At 61.4% G+C, this 13229-nt stretch carries 12 protein-coding genes; 4 read left to right on the top strand and 8 right to left on the bottom strand.

Annotation, left to right across the window (positions count from 1 at the left end):
• The first annotated feature begins 32 nt into the window (after nt 1-32).
• Nucleotides 33-929: an SDR family oxidoreductase gene (locus FQ746_RS12710; RefSeq protein ID WP_144109737.1), complete on the top strand. Its 897-nt coding sequence runs from the start codon at nt 33-35 to the stop codon at nt 927-929.
• A 31-nt stretch (nt 930-960) separates the two neighbouring features.
• Here FQ746_RS12710 and FQ746_RS12705 read toward each other — a convergent pair whose 3' ends face one another.
• From FQ746_RS12705 to FQ746_RS12690, 4 genes are all read right to left on the bottom strand, one after another.
• Nucleotides 961-1833 carry an alpha/beta fold hydrolase gene (locus FQ746_RS12705; RefSeq protein WP_260854010.1) on the bottom strand — a complete coding sequence of 291 codons (873 nt, stop codon included), beginning with the start codon at nt 1831-1833 and terminating at the stop codon, nt 961-963.
• Between the two features lie 64 nt (nt 1834-1897).
• On the bottom strand, nt 1898-2884 hold the full coding sequence (locus tag FQ746_RS12700) for an alpha/beta fold hydrolase (RefSeq protein WP_260854009.1): 987 nt from the start codon (nt 2882-2884) through the stop codon (nt 1898-1900).
• On the bottom strand, nt 2853-3620 hold the full coding sequence (locus FQ746_RS12695) for an alpha/beta fold hydrolase (protein ID WP_144109735.1): 768 nt from the start codon (nt 3618-3620) through the stop codon (nt 2853-2855). The genes FQ746_RS12700 and FQ746_RS12695 overlap by 32 nt, the downstream gene beginning before the upstream one ends.
• Nucleotides 3621-3636: 16 nt before the next feature.
• Nucleotides 3637-4410, bottom strand: coding sequence for a 3-ketoacyl-ACP reductase (locus FQ746_RS12690; protein WP_144109734.1), 774 nt, complete (start codon nt 4408-4410; stop codon nt 3637-3639).
• On the opposite strand from FQ746_RS12690, the gene FQ746_RS12685 reads away from it, so the two are divergent.
• On the top strand, nt 4339-5388 hold the full coding sequence (locus FQ746_RS12685) for a LysR family transcriptional regulator (RefSeq protein ID WP_144109733.1): 1050 nt from the start codon (nt 4339-4341) through the stop codon (nt 5386-5388). The genes FQ746_RS12690 and FQ746_RS12685 overlap by 72 nt on opposite strands.
• Here the strand turns inward: FQ746_RS12685 and FQ746_RS12680 are convergent.
• The 3 genes from FQ746_RS12680 to FQ746_RS12670 form a co-directional block, all read right to left on the bottom strand.
• Complete coding sequence (locus FQ746_RS12680) at nt 5385-6779, bottom strand: MFS transporter (protein ID WP_260854008.1); 1395 nt, start codon at nt 6777-6779, stop codon at nt 5385-5387. The two genes, FQ746_RS12685 and FQ746_RS12680, sit on opposite strands and share 4 nt — an antisense overlap.
• Nucleotides 6780-6932: 153 nt before the next feature.
• Nucleotides 6933-8144: a CaiB/BaiF CoA transferase family protein gene (locus FQ746_RS12675; RefSeq protein WP_144109732.1), complete on the bottom strand. Its 1212-nt coding sequence runs from the start codon at nt 8142-8144 to the stop codon at nt 6933-6935.
• 130 nt (nt 8145-8274) lie between these two features.
• Nucleotides 8275-9246 carry a LysR substrate-binding domain-containing protein gene (locus FQ746_RS12670; protein ID WP_186310718.1) on the bottom strand — a complete coding sequence of 324 codons (972 nt, stop codon included), beginning with the start codon at nt 9244-9246 and terminating at the stop codon, nt 8275-8277.
• Nucleotides 9247-9441: 195 nt separating this feature from the next.
• Between FQ746_RS12670 and FQ746_RS12665 the strand changes: the two genes are divergently transcribed.
• Nucleotides 9442-10758, top strand: coding sequence for an MFS transporter (locus FQ746_RS12665; protein WP_144109730.1), 1317 nt, complete (start codon nt 9442-9444; stop codon nt 10756-10758).
• A gap of 9 nt (nt 10759-10767) precedes the next feature.
• The gene (locus FQ746_RS12660; protein ID WP_144109729.1) at nt 10768-11526 is read left to right on the top strand and encodes an enoyl-CoA hydratase/isomerase family protein; all 759 of its coding nucleotides are present in this window, start codon (nt 10768-10770) and stop codon (nt 11524-11526) included.
• 42 nt (nt 11527-11568) lie between these two features.
• On the opposite strand, the gene FQ746_RS12655 is transcribed toward FQ746_RS12660, so the two are convergent.
• Entirely contained in the window at nt 11569-13029 is a 1461-nt protein-coding gene (locus FQ746_RS12655) for an amino acid permease (protein ID WP_144109728.1), read from the bottom strand.
• Between the last annotated feature and the right edge of the window lie 200 nt (nt 13030-13229).

Genomic DNA, 13229 nt, shown 5'->3' with positions numbered 1-13229 from the left:
TGATGTCACTTAATGACATAACGGAGTGTCTCATGCGAATTCTCGTCACCGGTGCGTCGGGGTGGATCGGCTCGGCCAGCACCAAAGAACTGATAGCCGCAGGTCATCACGTGCTCGGGCTGGCACGCAACGACGAGTCCGCGACGAAGATCGCCGCGCTGGGCGCGGAAGTCGTGCGCGGCAGTCTGGACGACCTCGGCAGCCTGCGCGACGCGGCGAAACGCGCCGAAGGCGTCGTGCACCTGGGCTACAACCACGATTTCTCGCAGATGGCGGCCGCAGCGCAGACCGATCGAGCGGCCATCGACGCGTTCGCGGACGTGCTGCAAGCCACGGGCGGCCCGCTACTGATCGCCTCGGGTACGCTTGGGCTCGCCTCAGGCGGCGGCGTCGGCACCGAAGCCGATATGCCGCACGCCGGCGTGCATCCGCGCATGGCCAACGCGGCCTACACGCTGGGACTGGCCGAGCGCGGTATCCGCTCGATGGTCGTGCGCTTCGCGCCGACGGTGCACGGCGCGGGTGGCGACCACGGCTTCGTCGCGGTGCTGGCGCGCATCGCTCGCGAGAAGCGCGTGTCGGGCTACATCGGCGAGGGTCGCAATCGCTGGCCGGCGGTGAACCGGCTCGATGCCGGCAAGCTGGTGCAACTCGCAATCGAAAGCGCGACACCGGGCAGCGTGCTGCACGCCGTTGCCGAAGAGGGCGTCGCCACACGCGACATCGCGGCGGCGCTCGGGCAGTTCCTGGATATCCCCGTGGAGTCGATTCCGGCCGACCAGGCTCAGGCGCACTTCGACTGGCTGGGCATGTTCTTCGGTGCCGACGCTCCGGCGTCCAGCGCACGCACGCAGTCGCTGCTTGGCTGGAAATTGACGCATGCGACGCTGCTGAAGGACATCGCAGCAGGACATTACCCGGGGCTTTGAGTGAGGCGGCCGGCTATCGGCAGCGAGCAGATCAGGCCGGCTCTCCCGCTATGAATTCGCCGATGATCGTGGCCAGTTCATCGGGCCGCTCTTCCGGAACGTAATGACCGCAATCGTCCACGAGTCGCTCCGAGACATGGGCCGCGACTCGCCGCAGCGTTTCTGCAGAGGCAGGTCCGTAACCCCACCTGGCGCCCACGGCAAGCGCCGGCATCCGCAGCGGCGTTCTGCCCCAGACCGCATTGTCTTCACGGTCCCGCGGTAACGCCCGGTAGTAACTGAACGAGCAGCGCAATGCGCCGGGACGAGCCAGCGCTCGCGCGTAGACATGCACCTCGTCGTCGCTGATCGACTCAGGGTCGAACACCCCTACGTTCTCCCGTCGCACGAAGTGATTCACAAACAGAAATTCGCGGCCCGACACGAGCGATTCCGATATGTCGCCAGCCATATTGAAGCCGAAGTGCCAACTCCCACCGCGCGATACGTCCATGGCTTGCTCTTGCCCGAAAGCGGGCAGACTGCTTTCGACGAATACGAAATGGCTCACGGTGTCGGGCCATTGCGCTGCGTACGCGTAGGCCACGTGGCCGCCCAGGTCGTGACCGACTATCGCGAGCCTTTCTATGCCCAGCGCCTCGACGAATTCATGAAGGCTTCGCGAGATGGTCTTCTTGTCGAAGCCGCCTTCCGGCTTCCATGAATCGCCGAAACCGGGAAGGTCCGGTGCGATGACGTCGAACCTCTGGCTGAGCCTGGGCATGACATGCCGCCACGCCCAGGACGTCTGGGGCCAGCCATGCAGCAACAGGACGACCTGTTTCGGGTTAGCCGCCGTGGCTCGACGATAAGCGAGCCGTCCGGTCGACAGTCGCTGCGAGCCGCACACCATCTCACTGCTCATTTCCATTCTCCCGCCGCTCGGGCAGCACGCTGGACGTCATCGATGAAAAGCCGCGCCCGCAGGGTTATGTGTTGCAGAAGTCGAGTAGCGCCCGCACCAGGAGATCAGGCTGTTCCTCCGCGAGGAAGTGGCCGCATTTCGGTATTGAACCGCCACGCACGTTGTCGGAAACCGAACTCATTCGGGCGACGATGTGCGGACCCCATCGGCGGTCGCCACCGAGTGCGAGAACCGGAATGGACGCGGGCAGTTTTCCGGCATTGCGGTTATCGATCACGTCCTGAGGAAATTGCCGGTACATCTCCATCGCGGCCCGAAAAGCGCCCGGGGAAGTGTAGGCGCGGACATACTCGTCCATATCGCTGGCCGAAATCGCCGCGGGGTTATCCGCGCGATCGTTGATAAACGAGCTGATGTAAATAAGCTCACGTCCGCCGCAGATCAGCGCCTCGGGCAGATGCGGTTTCTGATGGAATGAAAAATGGAAGAGCAGCGGACTGGATGCAATCTGGTCCCAGTCGCCGACGCCGGGAATCGATGCGTCGAGAACCGTGAGCGAACGGACCGGGAATTGCCACGCATACGCGTAAGCCACCATCGCGCCGATGTCATGTCCGACGACATGCGGCGGCCCGTAACCGAAACCGTCCACGAGACCGAACAGGTCCGCTGCAAGCTGCTTCTTCGTGTAACCGGACTCCGGCTTGTCCGAGTGGCCCACGCCGCGAAGATCGGGGACGATCAACGTGAAATGTTCTCCCAGCGGTTGGAGTACCCGATTCCATTCCCACCAGTTCTGTGGGAAACCATGGATCAGAAGCATCAGCGGCGCGGTTCCGGGCGGCCTGCCGCCTGTCACGTAATGCAGTCTCACGTCCGCCAGAAAAGCGGATTCGTGACTGAAGCCCTCGGGCAGGAAATCGGGGGAAAACGCTTGGTCCCGTGACATTGTCGGTTCTCCAGAAAACGGGGGTAAAAGTTCTTGATGCGGCGAGGCATGCGTCGGGCGTTGGCCGTCGCTATTGCGCTTCGCGAGCGATGATTTGCGCAAGCAGTTCGGGCTGGGAGAAAAAAGCGGAGTGACCACTTTCCATCGCGATGACTCGGGCACCGGGCACGTCGGCCTGCATTTGCCGTTGCTGACCGAGCGGAAGCGCGCGATCTTTCGTGCACTCGATATAGACCCGCGGAATCGACCAGAACCTGCCCGGTGTCGTGACTGTCCTCGCTTCATACGGAGCGGTGGTATTGGTCGACACGACGTTGTTCGCCGCGATAGCGATATCGCGCGCGCTGCAATCGCCATAAAACGAGGCGCGCACCTTCAGCCTCTCGTGAATGTTCAGCGTGACACCCTTGCCGTCCGCTGAACCGGACACGATCTCGAACAGATCTTTCGCAGACAGATCGTTCATATAGCTGTCCGAGAACAGATAGTCGTTCGCCGACTTTCCAGCCGGCGTCATGAACGCTGTCAAATAAACGAGCTTGCTGATTTTCTCCGGATACTTCTCGCCAAGGTAAGTCAGCGCCACGCCGCCCATGCTGTGTCCCACCAGCACGACAGGCTCGGCCGCGTTCTCGAGCAGCGACGCGACGGATGCGGTGTAGTCGGCGATATCGGCGACCTGGTCATAGGTCGCGGGATCGAAGCCGTGAGACTTGAGGTCCGGCAGCAGCGTCGGGTGACCTCGCGCCGAGAGCAGCGTGGCGACCTTGTGAAAGCAGCCGCCCCAATGCCAGGCGCCGTGCACCATGACGATGGCTGACCTGTGGAGTGTTGTCATAAGCCCCGTCCTCGCGTTAAAACCGGTTCAGGTGCATGCCGGCGTCCAGTTCGAAAGCGCTTCCGGTCGAGAACGAGAACGTCCCGACGGCGAGCGTGGCAACCGCACGGCCTATATCGTCGGGTTCGCCCCAGCGGCGAATCGGCGTGAGGCCTTCGCGAATCCGTGCGTCGAAACTTGCCGCCGACACCGTGGTCATATCCGTGCGGATAATGCCTGGCCGGATCTCGTGAACGCCGATGCCATGCTCGCCCAGGCGCGCCGCAAACAGCTTGACCATCATCGAGACGCCTGTTTTGGAAATGCAGTACTCGCCACGGTTCAGCGCAACCGTTTCGGCATTCGTGGACGACACGCAGATAATCGCGCGGTAATGCGCGGATTCGCCTTGTTCCAGCATGCGGCGCGCGATTCGCTGCGTGAAGAAAAACGGTCCGCGCAGGTTGATGTCCAGATTGCGGTCGTAGCTTTCGACGGAAACATCCAGCAGATCGCCACGCGACAACACCGACACGCCGGCATTGTTGACCAGTGTGTCGATCCGACCAAAAGCAGACCATGCCCGTGCGGCGAGTTCGTCCTGTGCATCGAGGTCCGCAATATCGCCCAGCGCGAGCGCCCACTTGCGCCCGCGCCGCTCCACCCCGGCAATCGTCTCCTGAAGGCTCCCGTCGTCGTGGAGATCGTTGATGACGACATCGAAGCCCTGGTCTGCAAGATGCCAGACGATTGCCCGGCCGATACCGCGCCGGCCGCCTGTGACCAGTGCGATTGGCGGATTCGTATTCATAGCGTTTCCTCGGTCTCGAGATTGATAATGTTGATAGATACGGCACTCATACTTTCATCGGATAAAAAAATGGCAGACATCGACGTCAAACTGCTGGCGATATTTGCGGAGACCTATAAAACCGGCAGCGTTTCGCAGACTGCCGTGAATCTCGGTCTGTCCCAGCCAACCATTTCGTTCAACCTGGCCAAACTGCGCGAGCATTACCACGACCCGCTCTTCGTCCGGTTCTCGCATGGAATGGAACCCACGCCGTTTGCAACGGACCTGTATGAACAGGTCCTCGACCTGCTCGCCTCCTTCGACGCGGTGTCCCGATACCAGACGCTTTTCAGTCCCGTCGATGCCGACCGCAATTTCAGAGTGGCGCTGACCGATATCGCGCAGAACGTCATGCTTCCCCGCTTGCTCAATCGCTTACGTTTCGTCGCGCCGGGCGTTCGACTGACGATCAGCCATATCGCCGATGAAACGGTTGGCCTGATGCAGACGGGTGCCATCGAACTCGCGATCGGTTTCATGCCGCAGCTCCACGACGGCTTCTACCAACAGAAAATCATGGATGAAACCTACGTCGGTATCGTCGCCGCCGATCATCCGAGGCTGGGCGATCAGCCGAGCGTCGAGGACTTCCTTGCCGAAGGGCATGTCTCCGTGACTCCGTCCGGAACGGGACACTCAATTCTCAACCGCGTCTTGCGCGACAAGCAGCTCAATCGCAACGTCGTACTCGAAGTACCCAGCTATCTCGGTGTCGCCGAGATCGTCGCGCGCACGGATCTCATCGCCATGATTCCGTCGCGACTCGCGGGGCTCATGCTCGCGGAAAAATCGATCCGTTCATTCGCATTGCCTTTCGATCTCGCCGCCTATGCGGTCAAGCAGCATTGGCATCCGCGCAATCACCACGACGCAGGGCATCGATGGTTGCGTTCGATCGTCACGGAGGTTTTCGTCGACACATCGCCGGCTCCCTAAACGCCGGTGCGTGGCGCCGGCTCGGTAACGGGCTCGAGTGTTCGACTCGTGAGCGGTTCCAATAAGGCTTGCTCGCGGCGCAATCGTTCGAGACCGAGCATGGACAGCGTGGCGATGACGCCTGGCACGGCAAGCGAAAGCAGAAACGTCTGGAAGGTGACGCCTACGCTGATCAGCGCGCCACCGAGCATCGAGCCGAGTACCGCACCCACGCGGCCGGCAGCGTTTGCCCACGCCACGCCCGTGGCGCGGCTGCTGGTCGGATAGTAGCTGCCCGATAACACGTAGCCGCCGATCGTGCCGCCACCCACGCAGAAGCCGATGCCCAGAATCGTCGTCACGATGATGGCCTTCGAGCCGACCGAGAACGCACAGACGACGAACAAGCCCGTGGCCACCAGAAAAGCCAGCGCGAGCACGCGTTGCGGATTCGAACGATCCATCCGCCGGCCCAGCCAGACTCCGCCGATCGTGGCGCCGACCTGATACATCATCGTCATCAGGGACGCCTGCTTGAGCGAGACGCCGGCGGCGGCGAGCAGCAACGGCATCCAGCTGGTCAGCAGATACACGATCAGCAGGATCATGAAAAACGTCGTCCACAGAAGCACGGTAATGGACGCCATTCGAGGCGCAAACAAGGCGCGGGCAGAGGACGTTTGCGTCAGCGCTTTTTCTTCCGAGCGAAGCAGGACGCGTGGCGCACCGGCCGGCAGAATGCGCGCCGCTATCTTTTCAGCGAGCACGGCATCGCGCGATGTGCCCCGAAGCAACAGGAATTCCAGCGACTCCGGCAGCGCCCAGGCCAGTAGCGGCACCAACGCGAGTGGTGCGATGCCGCCCACGGCAAGTACGCCGCGCCAGCCGATCGTACTCACGAACTGCGCGCTGACGAGACCGCCGAGCGCACCGCCAATGGTGAAGCCGCAAAACATCAGCGTGACGAGGCTCGAGCCCCGCGAGGCCGGCGAATACTCCCGTGACAGGGTGACGGCGTTGGGCATCGCGCCGCCCAGGCCGACGCCGGTCAGGAAGCGCAAAGCGATCAGGATCGTCAGACTCGTCGACGCCGCCGCGGCAAGACTCGCGAGTCCGAACACCGCAATGGCTGCGATCAGAATCCGCTTGCGTCCGTAGCGATCGGCCAAAGGTCCGAACAGCAGCGCGCCGGCAGTCAACCCGAGCAGCCCGGCACCAAAAAGCGGCGCGAGTGCGGCGGCCGCCAGATGCCAGTCGGCACGTATCGCCGGGCCGATGAAGCCGATTCCCGACGTGTCGAAACCGTCGACCGCCACCACGAGAAAACACAGAATCAGAATGCGCTTCTGAAACCTCGAAAGCGGCTGTGAATCGATGAACGTTTCGACGTTCATCGGTGGGTCGGTATGCACGAGAATGTCTCCCTCTTTTATAAACCGGCTGGGTCGTGTGCGCCGGGTTATTCAAGTATTCGGGAGTTCTGGGACACCGTCCATGAAGCGGGATCGATGAGTGTTATTTAGATTTTCTATATCAGCAAGGGCACGGCGTCACGCAAAGACCGATCACGCAACCACAGCATCGAATTGCGTCACGACATTCGTGCTCAACCACCGGTCTATCTGTTCCGCGCTAAATCCAAATTCACGCAGCACGCTCGCCGTATGCTCTCCCAGCATAGGCGGCGGCATCCGGACCGAGCCCTCCGGCATCTCACCCATGCCGATTGCGCTGGCCACCTGTTTCAATTGCCCGATGGTCTGATGCGCGACCTCTTCGACCAGCTTGCAATGAATGACCTGCGGATCGGCGAACATGTCTTCGAGATTGTTGATAGGTCCCGCAGGAATGCCGAGACGGATCATCTCGACCGTCCATTCGTGACGCGTGCGCTCTCCCAGCTTGTTATCGATGATTGCCTTCAACTCCATGCGATGATCCATGCGCTCCTTGTTAGTGACAAAGCGCGGATCGGACATGAGCGGCTCGAGTTCGAGCAACGTGCAGAGTTTGACCCACATGTCCGGCGTGCCGGGCGCGAGATTGAGCGGGCCGTCCTTGGCCTCGAACACACCATACGGCGCAATCACCGGATGATGGTTACCGGTAGGCTCGGGAATCACGCCCGCACTCAGATAACGTTGCCCCTGCACGCCGAGCAGCGCCACGAGTCCGGCGAGCAGCGAGCTTTCGACCCGCTGCCCACGGCCGCTGCGCTCGCGCGAGAACAATGCCGCGAGCACGCCCATCGCGGTCCACATGCCCGCCGTCATATCGCCGATCGCTACCCCGACGCGCGTCGGGCCGCCTTCGGGCAATCCGGTCAGGCTCATCAAGCCCGAATAGCCTTGCGCGACCTGATCGAAGCCGGGCCAGTTGGCGGCCGGCCCGGTCCGGCCGAAGCCGGTGATGTTGCCGTAGACGAGTCGCGGATTGACGCTGGACAGCGCGTCGTAACCGAGCCCCATGCTTTCCATCGTGCCGGTCTTGAAGTTTTCGACGACCACATCCACCTTGCCTGCCATGCTGCGCAGCAGCGCGAGTCCCTCTTCCGTGCGGAAATCGACGGCTATGCCGCGCTTGTTACGGTTGCACGAGAGGTAGTACGCGCTGATGCCGCCTTCGAACGGTCCCCATGTGCGGATCATGTCGCCGGTCGGTGCCGGTTCGACCTTGATCACATCGGCGCCGAGATCGCCGAGGATCATCGAACAGAAGGGACCGGCCAGCGCGCGAGTCAGGTCGAGAACCTTGATGCCCTGCAGCGGTAACGTCATTGCTGTCTCCGTTTGACCGGTCGTAACGCCATGCGTCGACCGGATTTATCTTCATGCATGTGACGGAGAACTATAGACACCGGCCGCCGTATCGAAAAATACCGTTTGACGATACCGCAATTGATTTCCGTTATGAACCCGGCTGCGACGGCCGCGCTCCCTCATGCTGGTCTTCCGGCATGAGGCTGCGTGCGCCGACCCATTCGCTCGGCGCAAGCCGTCGTTTCACTTCGTCGATGATCAGTTTCTGCACGACTTCCGCTGCGGGCGTGAGCGGTAGCGTATCGGCGTGACACAACCACAGATCGCGTTGCCAGACATCGCCCGCAAGCGGCGTAGCGATCAGCTTGCCGGACACGACCTGCTCGTGAATCGCCGACCACGGCAGGATGGTGGCGCCCACGCCCCGCTCCGCCCATGACACGAGCAAGGGCGTCGAGTTGGCGGTCGCGACCAGCTGATAATTGAGCTGCGCCGCCGCGAAGGCCTGATCGAGTTTGGTGCGAACGATGTTCGGCTGGCTGATCAGCACGAGCGGAAGCTTCGCGAGTTCCGCCACCGTGAACACGCTCTTCTGCTCAGTCAGCCCCGGGCGATAGACGGCAAAGATCTGCTCATTGAGCAAAGGCGTTTGCACGAGACCGCGCACCGGTTGATCGACCACCATGACAGCCAGATCGACACGGCCATGCAACACCATCGCCTGCAGATCGGCCGAGGAACTTTCGATGAGTTCCAGGCTGATGCTGGGATACGCGCGGCGCAACGCTTCCACTACGTCACTCGCGATCAGATGCGCCGTGCTGTGCGGCATGGCCACCGCCACCTTTCCACCGGGCTGCAGCGTCTGGCTGGCGAGGAGTGCGCGCGTATTGTCCGCTTGCCGGAGAATACCCATCGCGTGGCGGTAGAGCAGCTCGCCTGCTGTCGTCGCCTTGACGCCCTGCACGCTGCGGCTTAGCAGCCGGACCTCCAGCTCCTGTTCGAGAACCTTGATGGCAAGACTGAGCGCCGGTTGTGCGACACACAAGGTATCGGCCGCGCGCGTGATGCTGCCCGAATCGACGATCGAAACGAAGTAGCGCAATTGCCTGAGATCCACCGGATCGTCTCCCCACTCGTGGATGAATCGACAAGCCATAAGGACGCGGTATGGCTCGATCAGAAATCGGTATTTATTCGATACCTCGACCGAAGCTTATATTAGTTCGACGCATCCCCGAGGCCTCGCACTCGCGCCGCACGGACGAGTCGCGCAGCAACGCCTGCGGGTACATAAAAACAGTCGGAGACAGCCATGAACGTCACAGATCGGGCGCTTGGCGCCAGGCACGCCGCGGTGAAGACGCGGCTCAATCGAAAGCAGATCACCGGTTTCTGGGCGGCATGGGCGGGATGGACGCTCGATGGGATGGACTCCGTCATCTATGCGCTGGTGCTCGTTCCCGCGCTGAAGGAACTGTTGCCGCTTTCGGGTTATGCGGCCACTGCCGGGAACATCGGGCTCGCGGGTTCGCTGATGTTCGCGCTATTCCTGGTGGGCTGGGGGTGCTCGTACATCTGGGGACCGCTGGCAGACCGGTTTGGGCGCATCAGGATGCTCGCCGCAACCACGCTTTGCTACGCGGTGTTCACCGGTCTCGCCGCTGTCTCGCACAATGTCTGGGAGCTCGCGCTCTTCCGGTTTCTCGCGGGAGTGGGCGTTGGCGGCGAATGGGCGCTTGCGGGAACCTACGTCGCGGAAGCATGGCCGGAGGATCGTCGCCGGGCCGGCGCGGGTTATCTTCAGACCGGCTATTACGCGGGTTTCTTCATCGCGTCAGGGCTCAATTACACGATCGGCACGCTCTACGGTTGGCGAGCGATGTTCCTGTGCGGACTGTTGCCGGTGGTGGTCGCGCTCTACACGTTATTCAAGGTGCCGGAGACCAACCGGTGGGAGCGCGTTAAAAAAGCCAGCGACGTCACGCCCGAGCGCCGGCAACCTTTGCGTGAAATCTTTTCCGCGCCCTTTCGCCAGCGAACCATCGTCAATGCCGTGCTTGTGACCGTCGGTATTCTGGGTTTGTGGGGCGGCTCGATCTACTTGCCCGGCGCAGTGATACAACTTGCCGAGCGTCAGGGCATTGCGTCCATCAATGCGATGAAACTCGCATCGGTCGCCACAGCGGTGTATTCCATCGGGACGATACTCGGATGCCTTGCGCTACCGTTTTTTGCCGAACGTTATGGGCGGCGCCTGACGCTGGCGGGTTATTACGTATTGGCCGCCGGCTTCCTGGCGATTACTTTTGGGTGGGCTTTCTATCTGCCCTCCGGACTCGTGCCCTTCATCGTATTGTCGTTCTTCGTCGGGTTTGGCGGCGGTAATGCGGCGATGTACGCGCTCTGGTTACCCGAGCAGTATCCGACGTCCATTCGCGCAACCGCCTTTGCCTTCTCGACGTCCATCGGCCGTTTCGTGGCTGCGGGCGTGAGTCTCGGTCTCGGCGTCGCGGTCAATCGCGCCGGCACGCTGGGTATGCCGGTAGCGGTCACGGCCTCGGTGTTTATCGTCGGCATCGTCGCGTTGCGATGGGCAATGGAAACGCGTGGTGCACCTCTTCCAAACTGAGCCAATAAGATGAAGCAGACTATGCCGACATCGAGCGGATTCGTGTTCTCCATGCAGGACGGCGTCGCTACGCTACGTCTGGACCGGGAGGCACAACACAACCGCATCGACCCTGCCGATCTCGAAGGACTGCGCCGCGTACTCGCCCACCTCCAGGCCGACGCGAACGCCGTCGCGCTCGTTATCACCGGGACCGGAACGCGCACGTTCAGTTCGGGCTACACGTTATCGCAACTCGCGAACAATCATATCGATACGTCATTCGAGCTGTTTCTGAACGAGCTGGAAATGCTGCCGGTCACCACGATCTGCGCACTCAACGGCAGCGTGTATGGCGGCTCGATCGATCTCGCGCTGTGCTGCGATATCCGTCTCGGCGTGACGGGCTCGCGCATGTTCATGCCCGCCGCGAAAATCGGGCTTCATTATTATCCCGACGGCATGCGTCGATACGTGCGCGAACTCGGTCTCATGCAGGCCAGGCGTCTGTTCCTGACAGCGATGGAGATCGACGCCACGGAGATGCTGCGCATTGGCGTGCTCACCGAACTCGTGCCGCCCGATGTACTCCCCGAACGCGTTCAGGAATACGTGGATGCTTTGCAGAAGTGCGACGCCAGCACGGTGCGTTCGATGAAGGCGCAGTTGCATGCCGTTGCCGCGGGGGACCACGAAGCAGCGAAGTCACGCGCTCACTACGAGGCGTCGTTACAGAGTTCGACACTTGGTGAACGCGTCGCCCGGTTAGGTAAGGTGCGGGCTGAATGATGCTGCTCGAAGCGTCCATGAACGAGCAGCAGCTTCGCCCCCTCAACGGCGCTCGGGAAAGCGTAGCTTCGAATGATTCCGCCCGTACGACACATAAATGACGAGGCCGATTACCAGCCACACCACCAGTCGCAGCCAGGTCACGAGTGGCAGACCTGCCATCAGTAGCAGACAGAACAGAATGCCGAGCACCGGCACGACCGGCACACCCGGCACGCGGAAAGGACGCGACGCATCGGAATCGCTGCGGCGCAAGTAGATGACGGCACCGCAGACGAGAATGAACGCGAAGAGCGTGCCAATGCTGACCATCTCGCCCAGCACGCCAATGGGTGTCAGTGCTGCCACCACCGCGACGATCGAGCCGATCAGAATCTGGCTGAGATAAGGCGTTTGAAGTCGTGGATGAACCCGCGCGAAAAGCGTGGGAAGCAGACCATCCTGCGACATCGTGAAGAAAATACGGCTCTGCCCATATAACAACACGAGAATGACGGTGGTCAGCCCGGTCAGTGCGCCAATCTTGATGAGAATGGAGAACCAGTTCAGGCCGATGGCATCGACGCCCTTCGCGATCGGATCGGGAACGTTCAGATCTGCGTAGGGCACGAGACCCGTGAGTACGCCGGCGACCAGGATATACAGCACGGTGCAGATGACCAGCGATCCTAGAATACCGATTGGCATGTCCTTTTGCGGCTTCTTCGCTTCCTGCGCTGCCGTCGAAACGGCGTCGAAACCGATGAACGCAAAGAACACCACGGCTGATCCGCGCAGAATGCCGCTCATGCCGAAGTTGCCGAATTCACCGGTATTTGCCGGAATAAACGGATGCCAGTTGGCCGGCTTGATGAAGAACACCCCAAGTGCGATGAAAGCGACGACCACCACCAGCTTGACCGCCACCATGATGTTGTTCAGGCGCGCGGATTCTTTGGTGCCCAGCACCAGCAAGATCGTCAGAGCGGCAATGATGAAGATGGCCGGCAGATTGATGATGCCCGTTACGGTCGAGCCGTCCGCCAGTTTGATGACGGTGCCCGGCGCCGCGGACAACGCGGGCGGAATAGTCAGGCCGACGTTATGCAGCAGGCTCACGATATAGCCGGACCAGCCGACCGCCACGGTGGCCGCGCCCATTGCATATTCGAGAATCAGATCCCAGCCGATAATCCACGCGAAGATCTCCCCTAGCGTTGCATACGTGTAGGTGTAACTGCTGCCGCAAACCGGCAACATGGCGGCCAGTTCCGAGTAGCAGAGTCCGACGAACGCGCAGGCGATGCCGCCGAGCACGAACGACAGCATGATGCTCGGTCCGGCGAATTGCGCGGCGGCGGTGCCCGTCAGAACGAAGATGCCGGCGCCGATGATGGCGCCGATGCCCATTGCAGTAATGCTGGTGGCGCCGAGCGTTTTGGAGAGCGAGTGGGTGCCTTTCGCGTCGGCGCTTCCTACGATATCGGCAACGGATTTCCGTGCCATGTAGCTGGTATCGGCCATGATGAGTCGTCCCGTTCAAGGTGTGTTGGGCACGGGCCGACCCGACCTGCTTCGGCTCGCAGAGCACGACAAGAGCATCTGCAAATGCGTCTGTTACCGGGTATTGGCGAAGCAGGTTAAAGGAAAAGGCAAATTCAGTGTATGCCGAATCAAAACGGAAGTGAATAAATGCTTGAGCGCTCGACGATCGCCTGCGGATG

The organism is Paraburkholderia sp. BCC1886, assembly GCF_900996245.1.
GTDB lineage: Bacteria > Pseudomonadota > Gammaproteobacteria > Burkholderiales > Burkholderiaceae > Paraburkholderia.
Note: the sequence above shows the minus strand (reverse complement) of the source record. Positions and strands in the feature narration are given on the sequence as shown.